Here is a 26,911-nt window from a genome sequence, read left to right on the forward strand (position 1 = left end):
ATAATTATTATTTATCAAGCAATTTTTGTAATTCATTAATAAGTCGCGTCACTTCCCAATCAGATATAGCCGGTCCTCTGCATTCATTAGCCCGACTTACTAATGTTTCCACATATTTATTTATTTCTTTATTTTCGCTTTTGATAATCGCTTTGACTCTAGCCGCAAAAGATGCCGAAGTCTCACCTTGAATAAGGTATTCATAGCTCTCAGTACTTAAACGCAGGAGTAAAAATTCAATAATCCCTTTTTCCAGATAATGATTTTTCGTCAACTCCATGAACTTGGATTTATCGAGATTGAAAATCGGATTTAGCCAAAACACTCTGAAATCTCTGATCCTAGCAAAATCATCATCCGAATACGAAATTTTTTCACAAAGCTGATATACATGCTTTGCGAAAAACCTTTCCCACAACAGCTCCGGGGTTTCCAACATCTCGGTCAAGAATTCTGCTCCCCAATTCGAGCCGGATGGTTTTTCGATTTTATCAAAATCGAAGTTATAAAAATTAACCGGATAGCTTGCATTGTCTGTAAAAATGTATATGAGCTTAAGAAGCTTCGCGTATGTAATATATCTATCGGTCAAACATCTGTGCATAATCTTTTCGTTTACCTGTCTTATCTTTATATGATGACCAATCCACCGGATTAAATCTCCTTCGATCCGATGCTCAATATTACTCTCCGCAATTTTAGTACATACAAATTCCAGCACCTCTTCATCAGCAATGGATTCATCCGCCCAGCCGGCATCGATGATCCGGCGGAATAATTTTACCTCCTTACTCCACCTATGCTCCGATATGGGATAAAGCATATGATATATAACAAGAGCCGCTTTATATTTGTAATCCAGCCTCTCCGCCAGAAAAACGAAATATTCCTTGTCTGACTCCGTATAAGCCATATCCCGCATGTACAGATAAATGGCATTGCTTAAACTATTTTCTCTGGCAGCTCCCCGCTTCAATGATCCGAAAAACCAGAAATCACTTTTTCCCTTCAATACATCTACATAATCCTTATAATGATCCAGCATTTTCTTTAAATACGCGTCATAGCTTCCTAGCAGCAATCTTTGGGAATTCGTTAATTCCCCATCATTTTCTTGACGGATCTTTTGGATAATCTTATAACCTCTTTGCCACGTAATATGCTTATGAATTTCTTCAATGTCGTCCCAAGAAGTAATAGACATTATAATATTTACCGGCAGTTTAAAATATGTACATTCTTTGTTCCCGAACTTCTCTTGCGTATATCTGTCAACAAGCTCATCAATAAATATGTTATCCCTTGACTCAGATTTTTCATTTTGCGTTTTGATAAAGCTGTCAATAGCCTTACATATGGCAACATCTTGAATTCTGTAAATCTTTAATAACCCATCAATCTTTAAATGCACAGAGCTTTTTGCGAGCCGTTCGAATAACTCGATAAAAAACTGATATAAATAAATAAGACGATTCTGCTGTTCGTTTTCCTCATCTCCTGTAAATCTCTCCAGCATGCTCCATCCGCCGGGCGTAAATTCAGTTCCTGTAAACATTTCGCTCAAAATGTGCATTATCATTTCTTGTTGTTCATTCGCCTTTAAGTCTTCCGTCTCGGCAAATAATGGATTGAAAAAGAACTCATAACGATTCTTTTTATAAGCATATTTGAATTTTTCCATATATTCTTCCGTTACTCGTTCTTCAATTCTCCATCTCAAATACATCAATCTGCTTTTCTTATGAACATCATATAAGATATTCATGCCGCTCAGGCTCTGCAAAAATAGATAGATGTATAGAATAAAAATAGCAAACAGACTTGTTTCCCACAAGGCTTGCAGAGAGCTCTCCGTGATACTTAACTTCTCCGTTACCGAAATGATTGTTTCACTTGTATAAGGGTAAATGACCCCATAGACCAGAAGCAGCCTAAAAAAAGCCGAGCCGAAGAATTTATATCCCAGTGTTTGAACAAGCAACTCCTGGGTGATGCTTCGCCCCCAGTACAAATCATTTTCTCTGTCCTGCAGCGTGTAGTTGATAATAAATTGTAAAAAAACATACAAAATGCCATACAAGGTCAATATCCCTATAACAAGCCCCGTGTATCCTTCGCTTTTCCCAAAGTTAATAAAACTGTATTTCTGTTGAAGCGCCACCAGAACAACGAGCAAAATCAAGGGCAAAATTACTGGAATAACCTTCTTCAAAATATCTTCCAATAAGACGTTCCCGATTTTGCTCTTTTCAAAGCGATATTTCATTTCTATGTATAATCTGCGCCATAGCCCGGCAATAAGCTGACCTAAAATGAAAGCCAGTAGTACCGCAGAGAAAAGCTTGATATTTGTCCAAAGCAGCTCATATAATTTCACACGCACTTCTCCTTCTGTTTTCTTCTTTAACCTCAGGGACGCGCCCATATCTATTTTGGTTTATGGTTTTGCAATATTTTTCAAAACGATATCAGGCAATAGCAAACAAAATTACGGCATTACTGACCAAATCGTGATTTTCACCGTCACAGCGGCAGATCATCACATGGCGTCTTGCGCCCGCATCTTTAATATAACGGAATCCTTCTTTTTCAAACGTCAAAACGAAGCCCATAAACCGCTAGCTTTCCGTCTTGCCGCCCTCACCCGTTTACCGTGTGAAGTGCCGAATTCCCATCCACTTGGCAAATTGGGATTGAGGGAGACAATCCAAGTTATTCAGCTTCATCCTTCCTTATTCTTGGTCATCTCCCGCTGCATTTCCGCAAGATCAATGTATTTGGCGATATATTGTTTCCTCAGTAATTCCGGCGGAACAAAATCATTGTATTTCCCCTCGACCTCTATTCCGTCAGGAATACTTAAGTCGCTGATGGACAGCGGCACAGTTTTTATGTGCTCTAATGCTTTCAAAAGCGCATCGTGCCTGACGTTTTTGACACTAATGAAAGGCCAATAGTGGAGCGTATACTGTCGTTCGGGTAACAGCGCCGTTAGCGCGAAGTCGAGCGCGTTTGCCGCCTTCGTTCCAAGCCACAAGGCAATGCCGAAGGTGTCCGGAGAAATCTCAAACACCGCGTTTTCTGACAGCCGTGTCTGACGTACCGTCAGCCGTATTCCGTTCAGACGGGATAGTGCACTCGGATGAAGATACGGATATTCAGTAAGGCCTGCAACAACCTCACGCATTTTTTTGAGAACTTTGGTATGTTCAAAGCCGTCGCAAGTGCCGTCCCAAACAGTCGGCGGCTTGCCTTTTACACTTGTGACATAAATTATTTTCTGTTCTTGATCAACCTCAACTACAGACCAGGTTTTCCCGCTTAGCACAAATGTAGTGTCCGGCGGCATTGGATTATTTAACGTACCAATTTCCTGGGAACCGTCTCGCACCGAATATTCGATTGGGGTTTCAAAAACAGAATAAAAATTATAATGATTCGTCAATCTTTCGCCTTTCCCACCAACTAAAAGTCCGCCGGAAGAGGTTCTTTCAATCTGCTCTTTTTCAAGCATATAGCGCAGCAATGTTTTGTAATCTTCCTGAGAGACATCGGCAAACACCGCCTCGCTCAATATCGACTGCGCTAACAGCTCAGGTTTCGCTTCGCCGTAGCTGTATAGAAAGCTCATCGTCTGATGATATAAAACGCCATAGGGATATCGGTCTACCGCAATAGGCTCAAGCCAGTTCTCGCGGTATAATTCAATCAACGCAATACATTTTACAAAAAGCCAGTTAATGGATTTATAAAACTCTATGCCTTCTGATTTCTTTTCTTCCTCAAAAACAAAACACATTTCCGAGACCCCGCTGCGGCGACCACTGCGACCGAGTCTTTGCGACAGACTGGCAACCGAATGCGGACAGCCGGTTTGCACGATGCGTTCCAAGTCGCCTAAATCGATACCCAATTCTAAGGTAACGGTCGCTCCTGTCACAAACGGCATATCCGAAAATTTCATTTGCGTTTCGGTATACTCGCGGTTTGAGGCGGAAATACTGCCGTGGTGTACCAGAAACACATCAGGCTCGCGGCGTTTTTCCGCTATGTCTTTTAGGTTCACAATATTGCGCTCCACGTCGGAACGAGAGTTTGAAAAAACGATGCTTTTCTTTCCTCGCGTCAGGCTGTAAAGCGACTCGAAAAATGGCAGGACACTTTTGCGTTCTTGATCAACAGAAACGGGCAAAGTATAAAAATGATTGATCATGATCATCGCCTTGCGTCTTTCCGTCCCAACATCCGGCGTGACACAGGTTCTTTGCGTTCCACTGTTTAACCATTCTTCTGCTACAGGCACATCGCCCAGCGTAGCGGAGAGACCTATGCGCCGCGGTGAGCAGCCTATCAGATTCTGCAGTCTCTCCAGAAGCGAAAGAAGCTGAACCCCTCTGTCCTCACCGATAAAATTATGCACCTCATCAATAATGATAAAGCGAAGGTCTGAAAACAGCTTCATCGCCTGCTGTTTTCTTTTCATCAACATCGCCTCTAATGATTCAGGAGTGGTCTGCATAACGCCTTTAGGATTTTTGAGCAGTTTATTTTTCAGCGATTGCGACGCATCGCCATGCCACTTGGTTACAGGGATATATGCTTCTTCCAGCAATTCTTCAATGCGCACGAACTGGTCGTTGATCAGGGCTTTCAAAGGAGCGATGTACAATACTCCAACGCTGCTTGAAGGTTTGTTATACAGTTCAGTAATAACCGGCAAAAACGCCGCTTCTGTTTTGCCGGATGCAGTCGGCGTAGCGACGAGAAGATTGTCATCTGTATTAAAGATGACATCACAAGCCGCAACTTGGACTTCACGCAGTTCTTCCCAGTTGTTGCGGTAGATGTAGTCCTGAATAAACGGGGCTAACTTCTCGAACGCGTTCATATCTCAAACCCTTTAAACTCCTCATGGATTTTTTCGTCGTTTGCAGACGATGCGGCATACTCAAAATTTTCGCCGCCTAAAATGCCTTCCAGCGACTTTTCAGGATTTTGGAGAATGATATTCAGTATCTCAATAAAATCCCGGATGATTTCACGCGGGGTGATGTTTTGTCCTGCGCCAACCCGTGCAAACTCCGTTTTGATGAAATACTGCAGCGACGCGGATTTTAGCTTCGGCTCGTATTTATACACAAGCGCATGGATAGATTCCAGCTTTTGCACAAGGAAATACATCTCTTCGGGTGTAAGCGTTTTGAGCCTTATGATCGGCGCAAGCAGGTCGCGGGTAGCGCCATCTGAAAAACGGCTGTTTTCAAGCCGAGATTTCAGTGCCTCATAGCTGAATACGCCACGCCTCGTATCTTCGATACACTGTGGTGTGCCGCTCATGATCACGCCTAAATATTGCGCCTTGCCCTGCATAACATCGTTGTAGATGGTAAGTATCTTTTCATAATTGTTCTGCCGCGAAACCGAATTCGGGATTTTGTACAGATTGACCAATTCGTCAATCATCATAATCATGCCCTTATATCCCGCTTTCACTACGAACATAGAAAACAGCTTGATATACTCATACCAGTCGTCATCCGTTATGATAACGCTAACGCCCAGTTCCTGCTTCGCCTCTGTTTTGGTAGAATATTCGCCGCGCAGCCATTTTAGGGTTTTCCTCTTTGCTTCATTGTCCTCATTTACCGTTGCTTTCCAGTACATCGAAATAATCCGCGCAAAATCAAACCCATGAACAATGGTTTCCAGTTCATTGACGGTCTGATGGATCTTTAGCTCGACTAGTTCGTTTAGTTGCGTACTGTCTGCCGAGAGCGAATTTTCGGTCATAACTTCCGTTTTAAGTGCCGCTATCCACTTCTGGAGCAACAGGCTCAAAGCACCGCCGTCAGGGGATGTATGGGTAGACAGGTTTTTCATCAGTTCCTTATAGGTAGCAAGGCCCTCCCCCTTATTGCCGACGAGACGGCGTTCGGGAGACAGGTCTGCGTCAACGATCACAAAACCGCGTTCCATTGCGTAGTTGCGGATTGTTTGCAAAAGAAAGCTCTTGCCCGCGCCGTATTTCCCGACGATGAAGCGGAACGAAGCTCCCCCGATAGAAATGGTCTCAACATCGTGCAAAAGAGCATCGATCTCATCTTTTCTTCCCACCGTAATGTAGCCAAGCCCCGTGCGCGGAACCACGCCGCCTTTTAAGGCGTTAAGCAGTGTGCTGGCAATCCGTAGTGGAATTTTGTTTGTTACACTCATCTATTGCCCTCCCAACAACGATTTCAGTTCGTCGGTATAATCGTCATACACATATGGCACGCTCTCGGAATAGTCGATCATGTTATCGGCAATCGCCTCAAGTGCCTTGGTATTGATTGTTTCTATAAGCAATTCGCTGTTTGGCGGAACTTGTCCTCCGTTAAGCAAAGTAATCAACAGAGTTCTTCCTTCTTCAGGCAGAGAATCTACAAAACCGGCCATTCCCGCAATTTCAATATCGGGCGCTATCGTTGCAGGGCGTGTAACTTCAACCACTGGCGCCGGTTGTTCTTCAATAATGAGCTTTGCTGCAGTTTCCAGGTGTTCTTTTTCGATATCCTTAAGCTTGCTCAAGTCTATCTCAACAAGCTTAATCTCCTTAACCACACCGTTTACGATAACGAGATGGGCCAGTTTGCAGTATTCGGCGATAGCACGGACGATTGTCGACTCAAATTCGGTGCTGCTTATGACGGAGAAGGCCTTCTGTTTCCATGCTTTCAGCCTGTTCATTGTCGGGCGAGTTGGATAGGTGAATTTATCCGGTTCGCTGTACAAAAAACTGTTTTCCACCTGAGAGATATTCGGTATTTGCAGGTTTCTCTTGTAACCGAAGTGTTCTCGCATTTTGACTTCGATACATTTCAGGACGTACCCGATAACAGACCGATACTGCGTCAAAGTTAAATACTCCCGATACCAACCCCTGCTGTTCAGTTTGATCATTTCAAAGTCGTCAAGTTGTACCGTTATAGGCTGTACGGCTAAATTCCTATGTACAGCCCCTCTGAAGAGAGAGTATATTTTCTCTCTGCGCTTTTCAATAAACATATTTCTCAAATCCACGCCGCCACTTTTGAAAAGTTTAGCAAGCTCCTGTATAACAAAGCAAGCGCATTTTTCAATCATCGCCTGATCTGCAGCTTTGTAAAATTGCCCATTTGTTATCCTAAATGACGATGACGCTTCGATAGCTCTCAAATCGTCCCAATTGCACGCCTTTGCCTTTGCCAACAAAGCAGCATCTTCACCGTGGTGATACGGAACCGGAAAACTGCGGCTAAAAGCTGAGAATTCAACCGCTAACTGTGGTTTATGAACCACATAATAATCTCGTATCCATTCGCGCAAATGGACATCCATGTTCTCATTATACCGCCTGAACGCCGTCCAAAGTGTAATCACTTTCTCGATGGCATCAGCGGGGCTGCTCACCCCGACATCATTAAGCAGTTCGAATATATAACAAAATGCATAGGATAATGAGGTGTCCTCAATAACACCCTGACGCACCTTTGTGCGCCAAGTAAAGTATGTGCGCAGTTGCGCGTCATCCATTGTGCCATAAGTGGCGTAGTAGGTATCAAGCGGAATCTTCTGGTCATAATTATCCGTAAAATCCTTCATAAATTGCGCTTGCTTAAAAAAGAGCTCAGCATCATTAGCATAATAGCTTAGGTATTCTTCTCGAACACCGCCAACTTGCCTCATCTTCTTAAAGGTCGCATATGGTTCGGATTGCTGTCCTCTTGTGGATGGCTTTTGCGTTATTTTTTCGGGAGAATACCTGCCGCTCTGATTTACTTGCGGCGGCTGCACGGGCGCAAAGTGTTCATTATTCTGACTGACATCTTTTAGCGCAAGCCGCTGGATGAACTCAGCGACATTGTTGCTAGTGCAGTTCTCACTGGGGAATATTTTGTTTATCAGCGTCATGAGCGCATGAATATTTGCCATAGAATACAACACCTCATTTTCACACCTCATTCACGGCTCTTTTCCTCAAGTGCCATTATTCTGTGATCTTCTGTCAGAAGTTTCATTTGATTTATTGCAATGGCATTTAGCTTTGTAAGTCGTTCATTTTGCGGCATACCTTCACAGATAAATACGGCATTCAGGTTCTCCATATTGGAAAGACAAACAAGCTGTGAAACATTAGCGTAATCACGGATATTTCCTTTGAGTTCAGGATTAGAGTCTCGCCACTGTTTTGCAGTCATTCCAAACAAGGCAACATTTAACACATCGGCTTCGCTGGCATATACCTGATTTACCTGTTGGGGCGTAAGTGTTGGCGGAATCAGGTTTTCTTTGATTGCGTCCGTATGAATTCGATAATTTATTTTCGCCAAGTTGCGCTTAATATCCCAGCCGAGTTGTCTCTGTTCTTCGGCTTTAAGCCGTTCAAACTCCTTAATTAAATATATTTTAAATTCAGGACTAATCCACATTCCAAATTCGAACGCAATATCTTTGTATGCATATGTACCACCATAGCGTCCAGCCGTTGCTTTCAGTCCTATTGCATTTGTTTTTTCAACCCACTCTTTAACACTGATTTTATAACTGTTCAGTCCAGCTTGACTTTTAATTATGGCGAATTCGCCATAATTAAAATCAGGATTATGTATTTGTTCCCATATGCCTAAAAATTCAACTGTATTCCGATTGCGAAGCCAATCAGAAATGAAAAAATCGCCATCTTTTGCTTTAAGCATGTCCGTCAAAGAAATATAATCTTTATCTTCAATTGTAGTTACAGTAATCTGCGTTCCGTTCACAAATATTTTATCCGTCATTTGGTCGTCCACTCCTCTCATTTGTATTATGCCAAACATACGTTCTATTTGCAATACAAACGGCTGGGCGTCCTTAAAAAGTACATAAAAAATTGGGGGGCTTCGATTGGAAAAAGCCCCCGCTGGTTTTGTTTATAAGACAAGAGAACCATCCCCTTGTCTACTCGTGTTCTTTTTTCAAGTTGCCTATCTTCTTATCACTCCTGGCGTTACTCCCATCAGGTCGATTAATTTGAACAGAACCTTTTGGCAAGCCATAATCCTGTTCAATTCTTCTCTCTATTGAACCGACTTTAGCATCTTCACGAGCATTTCTATATCTTCTACCATTTTCATTTCTTTGCTCTGTCACGAAAATTGACCTCCCGCACTAGCATTCTTTTCCAAAATATTATATGCCTTTTGACGGCAGCTTACAATATATTACATGGAAAAACCGCAACGTGTATAACATTATTCGAGAATGATACATGCTCTCAAGTGCTGATATTACTGGTTTTATCGGCAATGTCATCTGTTTTACGCACTCAAGAGTGGTATAGAAATTGCATCGGTTATAGATCCCGTGTAAAACCTTTATTTTCAAGGGTTTGATGTGTATTCAAGCCTTACCACGCACTCAACGTGCCTTGAGAATACAAAAAAGATGTCGCTTGAACCTGGTGGGGCCTTGGCGGGTACTCTATTTCTGAGAATCAAGAATAAACAAAGATGCATCATACCCCATGAATATTTTACTTCCAGCATAAAAAGTTTTAGATTGAATATCCCTGTATCCTATTTTTGTCATAATATCAGTTAACTCTATTTGATCAAATCCATTATGAACCATATCTGAAACTATTTTTTCATTTTTATTAAAATCTACGATTAGTAAATGTCCGTTTTCTTTTAGAACCTCATATAATCTTGATAAAATTAATTCAACATCATTAATATGTAGTAGAACCTGAGCCATGAATATATAGTCAGCATGTAAATTAGAAAGGCTATCTTTTTCTAAGTCAAAGCATAATGTATCTACATTCTGTATATTAGAACTAGAAATTTTTTGCTTTATTTGATTGATTATGTTTTGTGATGTATCCAGAAAAAGAATAGAATTAAAATCGTTTAACAAGTTCATTCCAACAAGACCAGTTCCACACCCGAAATCAATAGCATTCTTCCTTTTAGCATCAACTAAATATTCACGAATGGCATTTGATGATACTTTTGCAATTTGGATTCTTTCAGAAGTGTCATATATATTAGCTATCATTTCAAACTTATCCGTATTCCCCATTATTATCTCTCCAATCTACCTTAATAAAAAATCTAATGTCATCTGTTTTTATCCTCAAGGGTCACTTTGTCACTGGAGCTCTAAGATCAATCAGAACCCCTATTTATCAGGGTTTATGCTCGTTTCAACAGGCAAATCGTTTCCGTATGCCTTGAGGATACAAAAATGATGCCCGCAGAAGCTGTCTGTCTTTTTTCCGGATCGGGTTACTCAATATTTACTCTGATGGTTGGATTCAAAAGCGCAAAGCTCTTTACAGATCCGAAGAGTCAGCTTCTCTGGTTCCTCGTCATATCTGCAGAAATTTTACAGCCCTTTAGCACTTTTATTTGACAACAATTTATCCAAATATATGGATTTAAACTGTTTACTAGCCATCATCTGCTTTAAAGGCGGTAATTTAAGAATAACTCCAAGTACTGCCGCCATCGCACGATGATTGGCAAATGCCTGGTTATCAAATATGAGATTTTGGAGGGTTCCTTTTTCGATTGCTTGTAGTACAAATCTATGAGTACTATTCACCGGTGTAATGACTTGAACCTCTCTTCGCACTAATTCAATGGCTTTTTTGGGACAACTTCGCACACATACACCACAACCAAGGCATACCTCATTATCTACTTGAGCTACCGCCTTACCCTCTTTGTTGTTTGGCATAGAAATTGCTAATACCGGACATACCTTTTCACATTTACCACATCCTACGCATTCTTTCGAAATCTTAGGTATGTAATTTGTAGTAGCCACTGGCTGCATTGGGCTAAATTTTCTTGCTGCTTGCAAGGCTTCACAACAACAACCGCAACAATTGCAAATAAATGCTGGGTCTTCACGAACATTTTCGCCAATTTGCACCAGATTAGCTGCATAAGAACGTTCTAATACATCCATTGCCTCTTTCTTATCAATTAATCTCGCATGCTGCCCATGTTCTGCAAGAGAACGGGCAACATCTCCAAAGGTTAGGCAAACATCCAATGGGGCATTTATTTCACATGGGTGGCCTGCATGTAACATCTTATGCCTGCAATAACAAGTTCCAAGGCCTATATGAGTTGCTTCCTCAATAATATGGCTTGCTCTTTCATAATCCAAAATATGAATTGTGTTATCATTAGTCAAAATTGGCTCCTGCACATAAACTCGTCCAAGATGCGTCTCTGTTGCGAAAAATAAATCCTTAACAAAATCTTCTTCTTCATTCATATATTGATAATACAATTCACTTAAATATTTCTGATCAATGTCGCCTCTTGTACGCATCAATGCAAATTCAATAAACCCTGCCATTGGTGGTGGCATTACAAATTGACGTACCCCGTTATAATATGAATCCACAAGTAATGCCTTCTCGCAAAGATGCTCTAAAAAAGCTTCAGCTTTCCCTTCACTGATATTCCAGATTTTTGCTGCCTTTTTTGCAGTAAATGGACGAACTGGCAATAGCGAGACCCATTTGGCTTCAGTTTCTGTATATAGAACTTGCAAAATATTATACAGGCTGTCTGATGGCGGAGCCCCTTGTGTAAACCAATTGATTCTTTCTTCTAAATTCTTATAGGCATCTTTACTTGTAATATGTCCCATGGATTCACCTTCCTAATATAAAGTTCAAATTGCATCCAAACCTGCCAGACGAAGAAGAATATAATTTTCTCTAGATAAGCACATAGTCTCATAAAAACCAACTCATCCTTCTCAAGAACGTTCTGCTTTTCCATCCTGTATAATGCGCAAAAGTTGTTCGGTATTTGCGACATCAGTTTTATATTTTTTTCCGTCTTTATGTGATTTCATTTTCAGTTGATTACAATTTGTAACCAACTGATTACCTTCCTTTACCAATCTTGACTTCAGTACTTTCCAATAATTATTAGGGTCGGCACTATCAGTCAGCACTTCCATAACATCGACCACAGAAAAGTACCACTCTTGTTCCTCTTCATCCTAAGCTGTACGGATACGCTTATCCTCAAATAACTGTATGATATTATTACTCATTAATAATCACCTGCTTCTATATATATTATATCAAACGTACGTTCTGTTTCATAATATAAAAGCAGAGGTATCTTCGTTAAAATCAATTAAATAAAAAAATAATTCCCCCGAATTCGAGGGAATTAAAAGATGTCTGTTTATTCTATGCTCCTTATATCATCTTTTTATCTACTAAAGGGTTTTTGCCACTCACGATTAATAAGATATGCCCTAAATCCTTTAATTTACAAAGCTTTAATGCCTCTTAAGCAGACAGACCGTTTCTGTATGCCTTGAACGGTCAAAAAAGATGCCGTTTGAGCCTAGTGGGACCTTGGCGGCAGGATATATTCTTGAAGAAACACTTTTGAAACATTATTGAATTTGATTTCTACCGTTTTGTTTCGCAATATACAATGCTTTGTCAGCATCTTGCAAAAGATTATTTATATTATCTGTTTTGCTTGGAAAAGAGCTTACTCCAATAGAGACTGTAATTTTAATCTTTTCACTTTTGTCAGTAGTAAAATGGTATTCTTGAACATTCATTCTTATTCTCTCTGCGATATCAATAGCTTGTACATAATTACAATCTAACATAATAACTGAAAATTCTTCTCCTCCTTTTCGAGAGATAATATCAAAGGATCTACAGGAACTACTCAAAATATCACTGAATTGTTTTAATATTAAATCTCCAGAGGTATGTCCATATGTATCATTTACTTTTTTAAAGTTGTCTAAATCTAACATAATCATAGATAAATTCTTATTGTTTTCGAGTGTGTTAGATATAGATTGATTTAATAAGAAATCAAATTCTCTTACATTATTGAGTCCTGTAAGATAATCCTTAGAAGCTTCTTGTTTAAGTTTTAAATATAACTCAGCTGTTTTAAATGAGTAAGCCAATACAAAATAGATAATAAAAGAAACAATAATAGTTGAAAGTATATAGTTTGATAGAATTTTAAATATCCAATTAGCATCTTTAACGAAAACAAAATTCCAAAAAACAGAAGAAAGTGCATTTGCTATACACATGTATATATATTGGGTTTTATAGTCATATTTTGAAATAGAAACAAAGCTAAAGATACATGACAGTATTATTAAATTCGCAGATGCTATAAGCGAAGCGTTACTAATACCAAAATAACCAATTCTAAAAGATATAATGCATAATGCAGTCATAAAAGTTGAAATAGGTCCACAGAAAATTGCAGATATTATGAGCGCTATTAATCTAAAATCCATAATCATGTTATCGACTAAATTGATACCATTAAACATCAATACACAGCCACAAATGCCAAATATAAAGCCTATTAAAATTTTAATTTTAATAGCAGATTTTATATTAACTATTGTGTTTTTAAATAATTGACTACTTAAATATAAAAATGTTGTGAGAATTGCAGCATTAACAAATAAAGAATTTATCATAATTTCACCTGAAAGCTAATTTATTTTTAGAAATTATATCATATCTTAATTAGCTTGAATATTAATAATCACAAAAAGAGACTTATATTCAAACACAAAATTCCAGTTAGCCATCCTTATAGATTTCATGATTATTTTATAAGAAATTGCTTTTTCTGCTCCAAAACCACAACATATTGCGCTTAAACCATCCCTCATAAATCTTGTTATCATTTCATTCAGTCCTTTCTTTTTTCTGCTAATCACACAACAAAAAATGAGGCTATATTTTTCAGTAACGAAAAACATAACCTCATGGTTGTTTGCCCGATGGCAGATTTATTAAATTATTTTGGGTTTATATGAAAACAGAGACATTAAGATTTTTCTATCTCAATGCCTCTGGATTTTCTATCCTTGTATTTCCGAAGCCAATTTTACAGCCTCTAAATGTGCCATACCTTTGCTATTCATCGCAATAACATCTATTATCTCAACCTTAGTTCCCAACAAAAATTCATAATCCAACATCATACTTTCAAACACTTTATTAGCTCCATTATTTAGTTCTTTATATGATTTATACATATCTGCTAAAAATTCTAATGTACAAGTTTCGTAATTTATAATTTGAATTGGATTATATTCAATCGGTAATAAATGCTTTTCTTCAACCATTTTTGCCTCGGCAGTTATTAACGATTCAGGCTCGTGATTCTGAAAATTTCTGGCTCTATTAAAACCAACCAAGATTTTAAGAATGTCATCTTCGATTTCTCTCATTTCAAAAGGCAAAGTTTTTTTCTTCTTTTTCTTTTGAATTAAATCTCTAAATTTATAATATGACATTGAACTGCCCTGTAGGTCACCAACAGTATTTAATAAGTGTGTTTCTATATGTCCTTGCAAAGCCAAAAAATCACTATAATCTTCGTACGGCACATCTATTACTTCTGCTCTCTTTAAAATACTTTTCCGCTGTACATCTTCGATATAAACTTTCAGTTTATTTAAATATCTATCTTGTCGCTTCAAAATTTTATAACATCTGCAAATGAGCTGATATAGATAATAGATGAAGTCCTCTTTATTATTTAACTAAAATGTCTTAAGCTTTCTTTTTTCTTCTTTAGGTATTTCCATTTAATCACCTCTATTAGCATCTGTTATTATCAAAAATCCCCTATGTCATCTATATTTTTGCCTAAAAATTGGGCGTTTTTAAGCCTTATTTCCCCTTGTCACCACTATACGTCATCATTATTATACTCTCAACGTGCTGCGTCCACGAAAACATATCCACCGGTCAAACTTTCGCTATGCTTGAAAAACAGTATCGATATCCCGGCATAATGCTGAACCGCCCTCCGCCCTGTTTCGGCCGCTACGGGCAGGCCGGGGGATAAGCCTGCTGTAATAATGTGTTCGGCAGAAAGCAACACTGCTGACGCCGAAAGAAAGCATCGCCATTTGGAACAAATCCAAAAGTATAAAGTATTCTTAAACAAGACGACTCAAAATCTCAGCAATCTTCCGGTTCTCAGTGTATCCACCGGTGTTGCCGAATTTCAGAGCCGCACTCGCTCTTGCCTCAAACTCCGCGATCCAATCTCTCCTGCCGTCTCGGTTGGCCGATGTTACGTTAATATCAAAATGAAGCGGTTGTGAAGACTGGCTTGGATCAAAAATTATCATCCCGTAATCTAGAAAAGAAATCTGACCGGCCGCATATAACTTTTTAGAGATATCGCAAAGCTCACTGAACGAAGCGTTTTGAATATCATAGCGCCCGGATAATTCTTTCCAAATATCCGCAGACTCGTTAAGCTTATCTTCTGCCTCAGGTTTTTCTTCAGCGCCGGAAACGTATTCGGGTTTCTGTTTTTGTTCGGACTTTGTGATTGTCCTTGGATACAATGTGGGTTGGGCGTAATTTCTGGTAATTAACATACACTTCGCTCCTATCCTGAATCTGATAAATAGTTCTATCATTGAAAAACGTAAAATAGACGTCCCCTTCCTTTTAAGGAAAAGGAAGGGGGAGATTAATATCGTCTTTATAACTATAGAATGTTTATCGCATCGAACATTGTATTCCATGGAGAAACTATTGAAGTATCTTCATAAGTGAATCGTCCGGAATCATAACCGCTGGCATCCCACCAATAAAGCCAGCCGTCAACAATAGTATCACCGTCCAGATCTATGGCTTGAGTTTGAAGCTTCTTTAAAAAAGGTCCGTTGTTTATTTGCGCATTCTGACTAGTACCACCGTATCCCAGTTCAGCTGTTACAACGACCATTTCCGCCCCGCCGTTCACCTTCATTGCATTAAGGTTAATTTTCTCTAACAAAATATTACCATTTTATGAAAATATTTCCCAATAGGTCTAAAGTCCTAGATTCCCGACTTTATTTTTACTTTTACAGCTATTTTCGCTATCATTTGCTTTATTCTTCATCAAATTAGATAAAAAGTCCCCCGGCCAAATAGAATCAATGACAGGGAAAGCGGCCGATAGAGAGGAAACATCGATAACTCTCGACCAAAAGTTAAAGACTTATCAGAGAATTTTTTAGAATTTGTGTAAGCTTCCAACGTGATGTCAGAGCATCATATGGAGGTTTTTTATAGCGACAACATATAGTGGTTAGAGTGCCTTTTTTGCCCTTCGAACCACTATTCGTCATCATAACTATACTCTCAACGTGCCTTGAACGGTTAAAATAGATACCGCTTGAACCTGGTGGGGCCTTGGCGGTTCTTTAAATTGTCTCTATTATGATTTGCCACTTCAATTAATCACAAGATTATTAAATCCAGTAACGGAATGAAATATTTCTAACTCTATTTCTGAGAATCAAGAATAAACAAAGATGCATCATGCCCCATGAATATTTTACTTCCAGTATAAAAAGTTTTAGATTGAATATCCCTGTATCCTATTTTTGTCATAATTTCAGTTAACTCTATTTGATCAAATCCATTATGAACCATATCTGAAACTATTTTTTCATTTTTATCAAAATCTACGATTAGTAAATGTCCGCTTTCTTTTAGAACCTCGTATAATCTTGATAAAACTAATTCAACATCGTTAATATGGAGTAAAACCTGCGCCATAAAAATATAGTCAGCATGTAAATCCGAAAGACTATCTTTTTCAAAGTCAAAGCATAATGTAGCTGCATTCTGTATATTAGAACTAGAAATCTTTTGCTTTATCTGATTAATCATGTTTTGTGATGTATCCAGAAACAGTATCGATTTAAAATCATTCAATAAATTCATACCAACAAGACCCGTGCCACACCCAAAATCAATAGCATTCTTACTTTTAGCATCAACTAAACATTCACGAATGGCATCTGATGATACCTTTGCAATTTGGATTCTTTCAGGAGTGTCATATATATTAGCTATCATTTCAAACTTATCTGTATTCCCCATTATCATCTCTCCAATCTTCTTTTGAATAACCTTAACTTTGTCTGCATATTCAATTTTTCAAAGCCACCGAATGATGTCTTGTTTGTCATCTCCTTAAGTGAATGGATAATCTCTACTATTTTTTTTAACCTTATTACTTCAAAGTAATAGAAAATGTATCTGACGCTTTTCCGAAAAAGCCAATATATCCATTGGCTGGTAGTTTTACTGGGCCGTTGCCGTTTACAGTTGAACAACTTATACATGTATTGTTTTCATCATATACTGCAAAAGCAGCGTTTGGAGGCATTTTTACTGTCATTATTTTATCAGCAGAGTTCTCGTTTACCTGATACCAGCGGGCATATCCGTTTGCTGGTATTATTGTGGATGTTTCGCCACAATTCATTGGAGGGATATCTGCTTTGTTAACAAAAGTCATATTATACATTTGGAGATACTCCATATTATTTTCTGTATAAAATTTGTAATCTGTCGTATCTCTACCGGCCATTACAGGAATTTGCACCACATTGACTGCATTATTTTCATCAACGATTTTAGCTCCGGAAACATAGCCACTTTTCACGTCTATCATCAATTTACTTGGAAACAAAGGAATAAACAAATTTTGAGAGCTTGGCTTTTCAGTAAGTACCAAATAGTCTTTGCCTATTCTTTTTTCCCAAGCTTTTGATACTGCTGTGTCAAGGGAAATTGGTTCTACCTTTTGGGACTCATAAAATGTAAGAAAGGTTTGACCAACTTCAGGAAGGGTTAGATAAGCACTGACCTTTAAATACGTGATTCCGTTTTTCTGTTGGTCAAAACTCACCGTAGCGCTGCCATCTTCACTCTTAAAAAGATCATCCCCCACATAAACGAACTTCTGCTCTGGAACTAGCCCACCAATTAATGCCGGCATAAGAAATTCCCCATCTTTAATCTCAATCTTTTTCGAACTGCCAGACGAAGCCGTATAAAGTCCATTGTATTGTTGCATGTAGGCTGGCATATCAACTTTCACAGGCGGGGTAAAAGTTTTATCTGGTTGTATTTCTTTTATGATACCTTTTTCTTTCATCCATTCTTGCAAAATCTTTGAGGCAAACATAACGTCATGAATAGATGAGCCACCAGAAGAGGCCACAGCTACGGCAATATTATACTTAGGAACCACGATTATAACCGAATGATATAAATTTGTGTCACCACCTTTAAAAGCTCCACGGATATGATAACCTACCAACGGATATATATGTACACTATCCCAGCCAAGTCCATAGGAAAAGAAGTTCTCATCTTCTGCTGGCCAAATACCTTTTTTATATTCTTCATTCAACATGGCCTTTGCTGATTTTTTAGATAGTATCCCGGTTTTGCCCATTAAGACTTCCCCAAAGCGACATATTTCTTCGGCGGTTGAATAAATGCCTCCTGCTCCAATGGCGCTTATAGCATCGGTCGGTAGTGCTCCCTTATACATGGGCATATATGTTTTGGCAAGGGCTGTTCGGTCAAAATCGTCTAGGGGTGTTTTCGTATTTTTAAGGCCTAAAGGCTGACTAATGTTTTTGCTGATAAATTCTGTAAAAGTCATGCCGCTTAACCGCTCCACTAATATTTCGAGTAGCGTAAAGCCATCGTTGCAGTAAACTGCAATCTCACCAGGATTTGCTTTCAAATTTTGGGTTTGAAGGCTGGCAAGTACATCTTTATGAATTTCAGTATTAAAATCATCAAATAAAAATGTGTTCCCAAAACATGTGCCATTGATTCCTGATGAGTGATTCAACAGCATTCTGGGTGTAATCTGTTTGTACCGTTGATCGGCCATTTTGAATTCCGGTATGTACGTTACAAGAGGCTCATCTAGATTCAGTATACCGCGATCCACAAGCATCATTGTGGCAGCGGACACATACATTTTACTGACTGAACCGATCCCATACATGGTGTCTTTTGTAATTGCCTGGTCATCATCTTTATCAGCTCCACCCTTACCTCCTGATAATATAAATTTTCCATTGTCAATAAGCGCATATTGTACGCTGGCTACATCGTATTGGGATACCAATGTATTTGCTATTTCATTTGCCGTACTCTGTAACTGCGCACTCGGTAACCGATTTTGTTTTTTTTCTGCGCCTGAAACACAGGTTAGCGATGCCAGTATCGTAATGGCAGTCAATATAATTAAAATTATTCTTTTCATTTTATTTTGTCACTCCTATCAAGTGAAACTATAATGTCCTCCCTGTCAAGACAGTTATTTGAAAATCTTAGTGAACCAAATTATTGCATTTCAGGGTGTATCCGTCAGTAAATTTCTGTCGGGTTTACCTGGAGCAGGGCTGTGTTAGCCTGCTTCGGCAAAGCAGTGATTGGATCACCTTTTTCTCTGCTTTGTAACACAGGACTGGAGGCTCCATGGCTTGTATCCATAACCTGAACTGAAAAAACATCACCCTTATATAACATCTTTTTTCTCTACATCATTAATTGATATAAATGTAAAGACGATTGAAACGATTGTTAAGACCATTGGAAGCAGAACATTCCCCTCAAATGAGAATCCGCCAATGTTGCCTTTCAGCAGGGCAGCTAAGAAAAACGAAGCCACAACTGTTGCAATAGGGGATTTTTTGATCATGCCGATAAATAGAGCAAGTAAACTTATACTTATCGTCATAAGCGAGTTTAATATGACGCTGATATAAAATGTAATATTTAAGAAATTAAAATCTATTGGTAACGCTGGCTGCAAGTACAGAGAAACAATATAAATACTGCCATAAATAATGATTTGCGCCAGGATAATTGATATGAAATTGAAAACCAAAACCGCTAGAATTTTTGATCCTAGAATTTTTTTCCTTTTAATAGGATACGAGAACATTAAATCCATTGTCCGATTTTTGTATGCGTTGATGGTAAATGCCGAATGCATTACTGCTGAAAAAATTAAGAATACAATACTTGTCAGCATTTCAACAAAAAATGAAACACTTGCCATATCTTTCGCCATTTCCTGATCATCAAATCCCAGAAAAAATACGAAGGCTATAGAAAGAGCCGTTAGGGATAAAATTGCCAATGCAGTATACCCAATATACTTTAATGCATTGTTCTTTTTCATTTCCAACTTGATTAATTTTAACATTTACCTTTCCTCCGTCACTTTAAGAAAATAGTCTTCAAGAGTTTCGCTTTTTTGGCTTATCGATTCAATAGCCACATCGTTAAGTATCAGCTTTTTTGATAATTCCTGCGACGGCATAGAGGTATCGTAAATTCTTATAACCTTGTTATCCATCAGTTTAAAATTAGTTATATGCAAATGTTCAGTGAGTACGTAAGCCGCCCGCTTTAAATCCCCGGCTACTAATTCCACATACGAAAGATTGATATCATGAATTTCCTGCATGGCGAGCTCACGCAGCATTTTTCCCTGACTAATAATACCAATCGTATCGGCGAAACTTTCGATTTCAGATAAAATATGGCTGGAAATCAAGATGGTCATTCCGTTTTCCCGGCACAGCATTTTAAGTAAATCCCTGATATGCTTCATACCGGCTGGGTCAAGCCCGTTCATCGGTTCGTCCAATATAAGCAATTCCGGCTTAGTCAGCACTGCCCTTGCAAGTCCAAGTCGCTGTTTCATACCTAATGAATAACTGCGTACGGGTTTATTACCTGTTTTTGACAGTTCCAGCATTTCAAGTGCATTTTCAACGCAGTTCGGACTGTAATACCCCATGTATTCACAATGAAATTCAAGATTTTCTTTACCGCTCAAATGATCGATGAATACCGGATATTCAATAATGCTTCCGATCCTTTTCAGTACATTGTAGGAAGAAAAGGTAAGCCTCTCCCCAAAGATTTCAATTTCTCCGCTTGTAGGTTTGATTAAATTTATAATCATTCTCATAACTGTAGTTTTACCGGCGCCATTCGGACCGAGAAAACCGTAAATTTCACTTTGCTTGACATTAATATTTACATTATTCACTACTTCTTTGTTATCAAATACTTTTGTAAGTTCATGAGTTCGGATAATATACGACAAAAAAACCAATCCTTTCTGTGTTAAGATTGATACTATTGTAGCTCTTTGCTCTTTCGAAACTCTTGAATAAATCTTACAAATTTCTTTCACATGAGAAATAGGAACTCAATAGATCATCTTTTTCAACCTTACCGTAAAAATTGTTTTGACGCGCGGCTGACTTTTCAGCGTAATGCCGCCGCCCAACTTTTCTGCCAGACGCTTCGCGATGGTAAGTCCAAGACCGTTTCCCTGTATGTTCTTGTTCCGCGAATCTTCCAGCGTATATAACCGGTCAAAAACAAGCGCCGCAGATTTTTCTTCAATTCCTTTACCTTTGTCGATAATGTCAATATAGCAATAAAGCTCATCAAAACGAAGAGTTATACCCAAATATCTCCCATCGGAACCGTAGCGAACTGCATTTGATATCAGATTAAAAAAAATGCGGTCAAGCGCATCCTCATTTCCTTGTATATAAATATCAGTCTCGGGTATGTCGATTTCTACCTGAAAGCCTCTGTTTGTCAAAATATCGTAGAAGTCCAAAACATTTTTTTTGCAGGTTTCACTGATATTGATTCGGGTTATTGGTATATCTGTATCTCCGGCTTCCAGTTTTGCCAGATCGAAAAATTTATCTATTAATTCTATAACCTGACTGGCTTTGTTTTCTACCTTCTTAACCAATTTAGTTTCAACGGTTGGGCCCATAGACATAATTTCAAGATATCCCAGGATCACAGTTAAAGGCGTTTTTATATCATGAGATATATTTGACAACATCCTCTTCGAAGCCAATTCTGATTTTTTAAAGTCTATTTTTAACTTTTGCCGATCATCAAATAATCGGTTCATTTGCATAATCAAAGCTATTATTGACTTTTCATCAGTAAATACCATGATCTTTTCTTCTGTGTTTTCATCCAGTATGCGTGACAGCTCGCTTGTCACCATGCGTATGCCTTTTAGTAATGCCTTTTTAGAATGAACAACGAGACAAAGTGTGATAAGCAAAGCAATGAGGCAAAAGGCAAAAAAGACATAAATTGAATCAATCATTGCTATCACCTAATTTATACCCGATTCCCCATACAGTCTTGATATATCTGGGGTTTTTCGCATCGTCCTCTATTTTTGTTCTCAGCCTGCTGATATGAACATTAACAGCATTTTCGTCACCCAGGTAAGCGTCGTTCCATATCTGTGAATAAAGCTGTGCTTTCGTATAGACTTTTTTAGGATTTTGAATAAAAAGCTTGAGCATTTCGAATTCTTTGGCTGTTAATTCGATCATTTTGTCTCCCTTGGTAACGGTATAGTCTTCCAGATTCATGATGATATCATGCGACGTTAAAATTTGTGGTTCATTCATCGGTATATTCTGCGAATATCGTGTCGATCGTCTAATATTCGCTTTGATTCTCGCTAATACCTCTATAACGGAAAACGGCTTGGTAATATAATCGTCCGCGCCTAAACCAAGCCCCAAGGATTTATCTAAATCGGTATCCTTCGCCGAAATAATAATAATCGGCACCGTACTTATTGACCGAATATTATGCATAACTTCGATTCCGTTTAATTTTGGTATCATAATATCAAGCAAAACCAAATCAAACGTTTCTTTAGTAAATTTCTGACAAGCTTCTTCACCATCAAACGCACTGACAATTTCAAAAGATTCACTTTCAAGAAAATGTTGTAACATTTCGCTTATTTCAACGTCATCTTCAATTAATAAAATTTTCATACCGCACCTTATTATAATAAAATCTGTATCGTTTTTATCATACCATATTTTAGGCGGCAATAAAGTTATACTTATGTGTCGAGTAAACGTTAACAAAAGCACCCGCATTCAAAAGTGTGCGAAAAGCTTACAGAATTTTACTTAATGTTGTTCAAAGGGAAAGGGGACAGTATCCCTTGATACTCTACGGTATGATGACATGTTTGCAAACCGGCGAGGTCGAATAACCCCAGCTGAGTCGGCATATCCCTCAGCCTTTCGCCGGTGTCATAGTTAGAGATGAGGACTTCGGCGTATTCGCAGCCGTTGTCGTAGCGTTGGGCGAGGTTGTTAAGGCGGCTGACCGCTTCGATGTTAAAGTCTTTATATAGCTCCCGAATGAATTCACAGTCGTTATAGCTGACCAGCCATTTGCCCTGACAGGCTGCCAGGGTATCCCACAGACGGTAGTGATCGTCTTTCTTAAATTCCACGGCGTAGTGTCCCTCCGTTTGATAATATGGCGGGCCGCAGTAGATGAAGGCGTTTTCACGGTCGTACTGCTTGATCAGTTCTTCAAAGTCCTTGTTCTCAATGAGCGTATCCTTGAGCCTGCGGCTGCCCTGCCAGAGAAGATGGAAGGTTTTCCTGATGTCGAAGGGCTGGCAGCCATAGCTGGTGCATCCGCTTCCGTAGCTTAAGCGGATGAGCCGGTAAAAGGCGGCGGCACGTTTGATGTCGTTCATCCGCGCGTTTTCTAAAAGGATGGGCTTGATTTCCTCAAACTGCGGCTCGGTGAGATACCGCTGGGCGATCTCCAGTTCCTCCCGCAGGTACTCGTTCGTGAATTCCTCTTTCTCCAAATATTTTCTCAGAATATTGAATTCATCCCGTCCGTTCAGTGGAAGGAAGTTCATTCCTTGAGCAGGGCGAAGGGTCTGTCGCGGACACAGCGGAACAGATTTGCCAGGTCGGAATTGAAATCGTTATAGACCTCCATGGCGGTATCCGGAGGCCGGCCGAACAGCACCCAGCCACCGCCTCCGAATACTTCAATGTACCGCCCGAATTCTTTTGGCATCCGCTGATAGATCATATCCCGCAGCGCCTTTTTGCCACCCACCCAGCTGATGATGCTGTTCATTCCATCACCTGCCTTTGCTTTCACAGCTGAATTTCTCAACCTCGGTTCTCAGGCAGGAGCCGTCAGAACTCCAGCAGATAAAACCGACGCCGGGATAGGGACAGCCCTCACACCTGTCGAGATTGTCAGGCAGGGACACGGCATATTTTTTAGGAGGGCCAGTCCCTTCTGCGCCTATTTTTACTTCTGAGGTTAAGTCATTGTACATACTTCAGCTTCAAGAGAAACCAAAGAGTGCTACATGTTCATCTGCATCCCCTGATCGGGATAAAGGATTGCGAAGCTGGCAGTTTGCAGATGGGTGACCGCCTCGCTTTTCAAAAATATAGGATGGGCTTTAAGCCAATTAATATCCTCGGCTGTGGCATCCTCCGGTTCGCCCTCACCATAGCGGAAGGACTTTACCGCCACCGTGATGAATTCGGATTCCCCGCAATCCTCAACCAGCTCTTTATATAGCTGAGACTTTTGTATGTCTTCTACTTCAGGGATGCCACTCATAAGTCCGACGTCACGGATGCCGGTGTTCGTTTCCAAACCAATGATGGAGAACACCTTGCTCATCTTACATGCCTCCCATCACGGGACTGCTATATCCAAGGTCGGGCTGGGTGTTCTTCATGTCCTGCTCCAACTTCATGGAGTAATTTCCGCTGTCCCAAAAGCTGACATAGATTTCTCCGTCCGGCGTTTTGATAGGACGCTGCTCGAATCCTTTGCCATACCCATCAGCGTTCTGTCCGACCACAAATTCCATGAGCTCTGCGGTTTCTTCGCCGGTGAGGGACTCCTTAAGCCCTGTGGTCATAACTCCCCACCGCTCGCCATCGACGACCTCCACGGAAGGAATCAGGCTATACACCTTTTTATTAAGAGCTTCGTCGTGGATATATTCAGCAAGACCCCGGTCATTTTCAAAGTGCCGGTTCTCCTTGGCGATGGCAGCGAGGATTTGATCCTCATATGCCACAGCCTCCCTTGGAGAGATATCCTCCTGTTCATCCTCCGAGTAATCATACTGAGGATAGCTGAAAATCTTCAGAGGGAAAAAGATACGCATTGTTTCATTTGCCATTTTGACTTTCTCCATTCGTTTTAGTATGAGTCCCTAAAAAAGGGCATAAAAAAGCGGGGGTATCTTCGTTAGAAAATACTCCCGCAAATTTTCAGGAATCAGTTATATTCAATTAAATAAATTAGAATTTGTCAGCTTCACATTATGCTTATTAGGTTCGCCTTTGGGGGCAAAGGTGAACGACAAAACGACAAGTATATTCAAATGACTTTAGCAATCAACTGAACGAGATTAAAATACTTTCCACCCTCAGCCTCCATCATTTTAATGTCATCCGCGACGACGGGATGGTAGCCGGTCAGCCATTCTTCCCACGCCTGTCCGCAACAGGCCATTTCACGACTGTCCACCATATCAATGCCCTCTGTCCTCTTCCACAAATCTTTCCACCAATCAAGAGAGTGCAAGGTTCTTTCCATCTCGCTGTTCCAAAACGGCTGCATTTCATCGGGAACATTTTTCCCAAATTCGTATTTTAAGCCGGGAATAGCCACGGCGATATAGCCGCCCCTTTTTACAAAAGGAACGAGCGACGGGAGCATTTCCGACGTATCACCGAAATAATGGTAAGCGTCCACGGTGAACAACAAGTCAAAATATCCGTTTGCGAAAGGCAGCCCTTTGGTCGCGTCTACGGAAATCGCAACGGCCTTATCATCAATCCCGATAGATTGGAAACGCTCATAGTTTTCAGTTGGCGAAATCCAAAGATCGGCGGCGAAAACGGGCACACCATATTTTTTCGCTAACAAAAGCGTGGAAAGACCGCACCCGCAACCGAGGTCAAGTATTCGCATATTCTTATTGATGTTTAGGTGTGACGCTAATTCCTCCGCTACGCGCATGGCGTTTGGCCCCATCATAGCGGCTTTTAGGAACTCAGCATTTTTATCATTAGAAATAAACTGGTTTGTAAATGTATACATGGTATTCCTTCCTTTCTAATTATCACCTTATAGAAAGAAACAAAAAAGCACAGTATGCTACTGCGCTACAAATCACACCATTATAAATAATGAATGTTCGTTCAATCTGTAAGGCAGTTTTTGACAACACAAACAAGAGCAGAACAACTGCTCATTTCATGCCATTAACCTAAGTCCTTACAGAATTACCGACATCAATACACTCCCTCTTTCTTTGACTTACTTTATCATGACACTATCATTATGTCACTGTAATAAATTCGCCTTATCGCCCAGAAGGCGTACAAAATATAAATAATCGGCAAGTTAAAACAGTTCGATAAATTCCTGTTTGTTTATATGTTCTATATTTATCATTTTATTGCCCAACCATGAGAAATTCAAGCATGGACTCTGAAATACCGAATGTCATCTATGAAACGCCCCAAAAAACAGGGTCAAAAACCGCAGTTTTTTGCTTCAAAACCACTACATATAGTAGTTGACCCACCTCATTTGCCCTTAGAACCACTATTCGTCATCATTATTACGTACTCAACGTGCCTTGAGGATACAAAAAAGATGCCCATGGAGCCTGGAGGGGCCTTGGCGGCAGGGTATTATTTAAGGCAACGGCAGCACGGATTAGCTCCTTAAGCGCCTCCTCGTCCACCTCGTCTCCCTCATGGAAGTCGATGGCCCTCCTGGCGTTCCCATCCAGGCTTGAATTGAAAATATGCGAGGGGTCCTTCAGTGATGCTCCCTTGGCGAAAGTCATCTCACGACGTTCTTGTAAGTCTCCCCGGTACATATCATCCCGTCGTGAGACCACACAGGGGTCCCTCTCCATTTCCACTCCTCGACTACCTCCGGGTCGACCTGCCTGATCAGGTTCCGCACCTTTGAGAGCATCTGGCCCCGCCAGTCGCCCAGTTCCTCAATTCTCTCGTCGATTAGTTGGGACGGAGATTTCGTGTCTTTCGTAGACTGCTTTTCCATTGTAAAACCCTCCTTCAATAGATTTATTCATCGTCACTTCAGTCTCTCAATCCTAGCCACACGCTCAGAAGTCTCATTATGAAT

Annotated in this window: 26 protein-coding genes and 2 pseudogenes; all 28 read right to left on the reverse strand. The window is 39.9% G+C overall.

Features of this window, described 5'->3' with window-relative positions; all coding sequences use genetic code 11:
- Positions 1–7: 7 nt before the first annotated feature.
- The 28 genes and pseudogenes from ACHOLT_RS17495 to ACHOLT_RS17630 all read right to left on the reverse strand — a co-directional run bounded on the left by ACHOLT_RS17495 (position 8) and on the right by ACHOLT_RS17630 (position 26,827).
- Positions 8–2,377, reverse strand: a complete 2,370-nt coding sequence (locus tag ACHOLT_RS17495) for a hypothetical protein (protein WP_425803254.1) — start codon at positions 2,375–2,377, stop codon at positions 8–10.
- A 91-nt stretch (positions 2,378–2,468) separates the two neighbouring features.
- A complete protein-coding gene (locus ACHOLT_RS17500) occupies positions 2,469–2,612 on the reverse strand; it encodes a hypothetical protein (protein ID WP_425803256.1) in 144 nt (47 codons plus the stop codon).
- 110 nt (positions 2,613–2,722) lie between these two features.
- On the reverse strand, positions 2,723–4,888 hold the full coding sequence (locus ACHOLT_RS17505; RefSeq protein ID WP_425803259.1) for a DEAD/DEAH box helicase: 2,166 nt from the start codon (positions 4,886–4,888) through the stop codon (positions 2,723–2,725).
- Positions 4,885–6,213 carry an ATP-binding protein gene (locus ACHOLT_RS17510; RefSeq protein ID WP_425803261.1) on the reverse strand — a complete coding sequence of 443 codons (1,329 nt, stop codon included), beginning with the start codon at positions 6,211–6,213 and terminating at the stop codon, positions 4,885–4,887. The genes ACHOLT_RS17505 and ACHOLT_RS17510 overlap by 4 nt, the downstream gene beginning before the upstream one ends.
- Positions 6,214–7,950: a TerB N-terminal domain-containing protein gene (locus tag ACHOLT_RS17515; RefSeq protein WP_425803263.1), complete on the reverse strand. Its 1,737-nt coding sequence runs from the start codon at positions 7,948–7,950 to the stop codon at positions 6,214–6,216. It abuts the gene before it with no gap.
- Positions 7,951–7,976: 26 nt separating this feature from the next.
- A complete protein-coding gene (locus ACHOLT_RS17520; RefSeq protein ID WP_425803266.1) occupies positions 7,977–8,795 on the reverse strand; it encodes a KilA-N domain-containing protein in 819 nt (272 codons plus the stop codon).
- Positions 8,796–8,955: 160 nt separating this feature from the next.
- Positions 8,956–9,147: a hypothetical protein gene (locus tag ACHOLT_RS17525; RefSeq protein ID WP_425803268.1), complete on the reverse strand. Its 192-nt coding sequence runs from the start codon at positions 9,145–9,147 to the stop codon at positions 8,956–8,958.
- Positions 9,148–9,477: 330 nt separating this feature from the next.
- A complete protein-coding gene (locus ACHOLT_RS17530) occupies positions 9,478–10,080 on the reverse strand; it encodes a class I SAM-dependent methyltransferase (protein ID WP_425803270.1) in 603 nt (200 codons plus the stop codon).
- 306 nt (positions 10,081–10,386) lie between these two features.
- Positions 10,387–11,670, reverse strand: coding sequence for a 4Fe-4S dicluster domain-containing protein (locus ACHOLT_RS17535; RefSeq protein WP_425803273.1), 1,284 nt, complete (start codon positions 11,668–11,670; stop codon positions 10,387–10,389).
- A 135-nt stretch (positions 11,671–11,805) separates the two neighbouring features.
- Positions 11,806–12,084: pseudogene (locus ACHOLT_RS17540) on the reverse strand (BRO family protein); the annotation flags it as partial.
- 354 nt (positions 12,085–12,438) lie between these two features.
- On the reverse strand, positions 12,439–13,509 hold the full coding sequence (locus ACHOLT_RS17545) for a diguanylate cyclase (protein ID WP_425803275.1): 1,071 nt from the start codon (positions 13,507–13,509) through the stop codon (positions 12,439–12,441).
- Positions 13,510–13,554: 45 nt separating this feature from the next.
- Positions 13,555–13,755: a hypothetical protein gene (locus tag ACHOLT_RS17550; protein ID WP_425803277.1), complete on the reverse strand. Its 201-nt coding sequence runs from the start codon at positions 13,753–13,755 to the stop codon at positions 13,555–13,557.
- Between the two features lie 144 nt (positions 13,756–13,899).
- Positions 13,900–14,523 (reverse strand): hypothetical protein, encoded by a 624-nt coding sequence (locus ACHOLT_RS17555; protein ID WP_425803280.1) that lies wholly within the window; start codon positions 14,521–14,523, stop codon positions 13,900–13,902.
- 465 nt (positions 14,524–14,988) lie between these two features.
- Positions 14,989–15,438 carry a hypothetical protein gene (locus tag ACHOLT_RS17560; RefSeq protein ID WP_425803282.1) on the reverse strand — a complete coding sequence of 150 codons (450 nt, stop codon included), beginning with the start codon at positions 15,436–15,438 and terminating at the stop codon, positions 14,989–14,991.
- 113 nt (positions 15,439–15,551) lie between these two features.
- The gene (locus tag ACHOLT_RS17565) at positions 15,552–15,842 is read right to left on the reverse strand and encodes a DUF4879 domain-containing protein (protein ID WP_425803284.1); all 291 of its coding nucleotides are present in this window, start codon (positions 15,840–15,842) and stop codon (positions 15,552–15,554) included.
- A gap of 494 nt (positions 15,843–16,336) precedes the next feature.
- Positions 16,337–16,939, reverse strand: coding sequence for a class I SAM-dependent methyltransferase (locus ACHOLT_RS17570; RefSeq protein WP_425803287.1), 603 nt, complete (start codon positions 16,937–16,939; stop codon positions 16,337–16,339).
- A 133-nt stretch (positions 16,940–17,072) separates the two neighbouring features.
- Positions 17,073–19,133 (reverse strand): serine hydrolase domain-containing protein, encoded by a 2,061-nt coding sequence (locus ACHOLT_RS17575; RefSeq protein WP_425803289.1) that lies wholly within the window; start codon positions 19,131–19,133, stop codon positions 17,073–17,075.
- 104 nt (positions 19,134–19,237) lie between these two features.
- The gene (locus ACHOLT_RS17580) at positions 19,238–19,399 is read right to left on the reverse strand and encodes a hypothetical protein (RefSeq protein ID WP_425803292.1); all 162 of its coding nucleotides are present in this window, start codon (positions 19,397–19,399) and stop codon (positions 19,238–19,240) included.
- Complete coding sequence (locus tag ACHOLT_RS17585) at positions 19,389–20,081, reverse strand: ABC transporter permease (protein WP_425803295.1); 693 nt, start codon at positions 20,079–20,081, stop codon at positions 19,389–19,391. Before ACHOLT_RS17585 ends, ACHOLT_RS17580 begins: the two co-directional genes overlap by 11 nt.
- Entirely contained in the window at positions 20,082–20,993 is a 912-nt protein-coding gene (locus tag ACHOLT_RS17590; protein ID WP_425803297.1) for an ABC transporter ATP-binding protein, read from the reverse strand.
- A gap of 105 nt (positions 20,994–21,098) precedes the next feature.
- Positions 21,099–22,034 (reverse strand): ATP-binding protein, encoded by a 936-nt coding sequence (locus ACHOLT_RS17595; RefSeq protein ID WP_425803299.1) that lies wholly within the window; start codon positions 22,032–22,034, stop codon positions 21,099–21,101.
- Complete coding sequence (locus tag ACHOLT_RS17600) at positions 22,027–22,725, reverse strand: response regulator transcription factor (protein WP_425803301.1); 699 nt, start codon at positions 22,723–22,725, stop codon at positions 22,027–22,029. Before ACHOLT_RS17600 ends, ACHOLT_RS17595 begins: the two co-directional genes overlap by 8 nt.
- A gap of 137 nt (positions 22,726–22,862) precedes the next feature.
- Positions 22,863–23,848 (reverse strand): annotated as a pseudogene (locus ACHOLT_RS17605) (DNA adenine methylase).
- Positions 23,849–24,085: 237 nt separating this feature from the next.
- Positions 24,086–24,412, reverse strand: coding sequence for a hypothetical protein (locus ACHOLT_RS17610; protein WP_425803303.1), 327 nt, complete (start codon positions 24,410–24,412; stop codon positions 24,086–24,088).
- A 1-nt stretch (position 24,413) separates the two neighbouring features.
- Positions 24,414–24,923, reverse strand: coding sequence for a hypothetical protein (locus tag ACHOLT_RS17615; RefSeq protein ID WP_425808131.1), 510 nt, complete (start codon positions 24,921–24,923; stop codon positions 24,414–24,416).
- A 200-nt stretch (positions 24,924–25,123) separates the two neighbouring features.
- Positions 25,124–25,849: an SAM-dependent methyltransferase gene (locus tag ACHOLT_RS17620; RefSeq protein ID WP_425803305.1), complete on the reverse strand. Its 726-nt coding sequence runs from the start codon at positions 25,847–25,849 to the stop codon at positions 25,124–25,126.
- 526 nt (positions 25,850–26,375) lie between these two features.
- The gene (locus ACHOLT_RS17625) at positions 26,376–26,678 is read right to left on the reverse strand and encodes a DUF1801 domain-containing protein (RefSeq protein ID WP_425808133.1); all 303 of its coding nucleotides are present in this window, start codon (positions 26,676–26,678) and stop codon (positions 26,376–26,378) included.
- Positions 26,603–26,827 (reverse strand): DUF1801 domain-containing protein, encoded by a 225-nt coding sequence (locus ACHOLT_RS17630; RefSeq protein WP_425808220.1) that lies wholly within the window; start codon positions 26,825–26,827, stop codon positions 26,603–26,605. Before ACHOLT_RS17630 ends, ACHOLT_RS17625 begins: the two co-directional genes overlap by 76 nt.
- Positions 26,828–26,911: the final 84 nt, after the last annotated feature.

The sequence above is a fragment of the Desulfitobacterium nosdiversum genome, from assembly GCF_049860565.1.
Taxonomy (GTDB): domain Bacteria; phylum Bacillota; class Desulfitobacteriia; order Desulfitobacteriales; family Desulfitobacteriaceae; genus Desulfitobacterium_A; species Desulfitobacterium_A nosdiversum.

Bases quoted from the DNA above. Each gene is read 5' to 3' on its own strand.
- ACHOLT_RS17575 (WP_425803289.1), bottom strand. From the start codon at position 19,133: ATGAAAAGAATAATTTTAATTATATTGACTGCCATTACGATACTGGCA.
- ACHOLT_RS17570 (WP_425803287.1), bottom strand. From the start codon at position 16,939: ATGGGGAATACAGATAAGTTTGAAATGATAGCTAATATATATGACACT.
- ACHOLT_RS17545 (WP_425803275.1), bottom strand. From the start codon at position 13,509: ATGATAAATTCTTTATTTGTTAATGCTGCAATTCTCACAACATTTTTA.
- ACHOLT_RS17620 (WP_425803305.1), bottom strand. From the start codon at position 25,849: ATGTATACATTTACAAACCAGTTTATTTCTAATGATAAAAATGCTGAG.
- ACHOLT_RS17535 (WP_425803273.1), bottom strand. From the start codon at position 11,670: ATGGGACATATTACAAGTAAAGATGCCTATAAGAATTTAGAAGAAAGA.
- ACHOLT_RS17615 (WP_425808131.1), bottom strand. From the start codon at position 24,923: ATGGCAAATGAAACAATGCGTATCTTTTTCCCTCTGAAGATTTTCAGC.
- ACHOLT_RS17630 (WP_425808220.1), bottom strand. From the start codon at position 26,827: ATGGAAAAGCAGTCTACGAAAGACACGAAATCTCCGTCCCAACTAATC.
- ACHOLT_RS17560 (WP_425803282.1), bottom strand. From the start codon at position 15,438: ATGTTAATTACCAGAAATTACGCCCAACCCACATTGTATCCAAGGACA.
- ACHOLT_RS17580 (WP_425803292.1), bottom strand. From the start codon at position 19,399: ATGTTATATAAGGGTGATGTTTTTTCAGTTCAGGTTATGGATACAAGC.
- ACHOLT_RS17625 (WP_425808133.1), bottom strand. From the start codon at position 26,678: ATGGAGAGGGACCCCTGTGTGGTCTCACGACGGGATGATATGTACCGG.
- ACHOLT_RS17530 (WP_425803270.1), bottom strand. From the start codon at position 10,080: ATGGGGAATACGGATAAGTTTGAAATGATAGCTAATATATATGACACT.
- ACHOLT_RS17600 (WP_425803301.1), bottom strand. From the start codon at position 22,725: ATGAAAATTTTATTAATTGAAGATGACGTTGAAATAAGCGAAATGTTA.
- ACHOLT_RS17500 (WP_425803256.1), bottom strand. From the start codon at position 2,612: ATGGGCTTCGTTTTGACGTTTGAAAAAGAAGGATTCCGTTATATTAAA.
- ACHOLT_RS17515 (WP_425803263.1), bottom strand. From the start codon at position 7,950: ATGGCAAATATTCATGCGCTCATGACGCTGATAAACAAAATATTCCCC.
- ACHOLT_RS17520 (WP_425803266.1), bottom strand. From the start codon at position 8,795: ATGACGGATAAAATATTTGTGAACGGAACGCAGATTACTGTAACTACA.
- ACHOLT_RS17510 (WP_425803261.1), bottom strand. From the start codon at position 6,213: ATGAGTGTAACAAACAAAATTCCACTACGGATTGCCAGCACACTGCTT.
- ACHOLT_RS17505 (WP_425803259.1), bottom strand. From the start codon at position 4,888: ATGAACGCGTTCGAGAAGTTAGCCCCGTTTATTCAGGACTACATCTAC.
- ACHOLT_RS17585 (WP_425803295.1), bottom strand. From the start codon at position 20,081: ATGTTAAAATTAATCAAGTTGGAAATGAAAAAGAACAATGCATTAAAG.
- ACHOLT_RS17610 (WP_425803303.1), bottom strand. From the start codon at position 24,412: ATGAGCAAGGTGTTCTCCATCATTGGTTTGGAAACGAACACCGGCATC.
- ACHOLT_RS17595 (WP_425803299.1), bottom strand. From the start codon at position 22,034: ATGATTGATTCAATTTATGTCTTTTTTGCCTTTTGCCTCATTGCTTTG.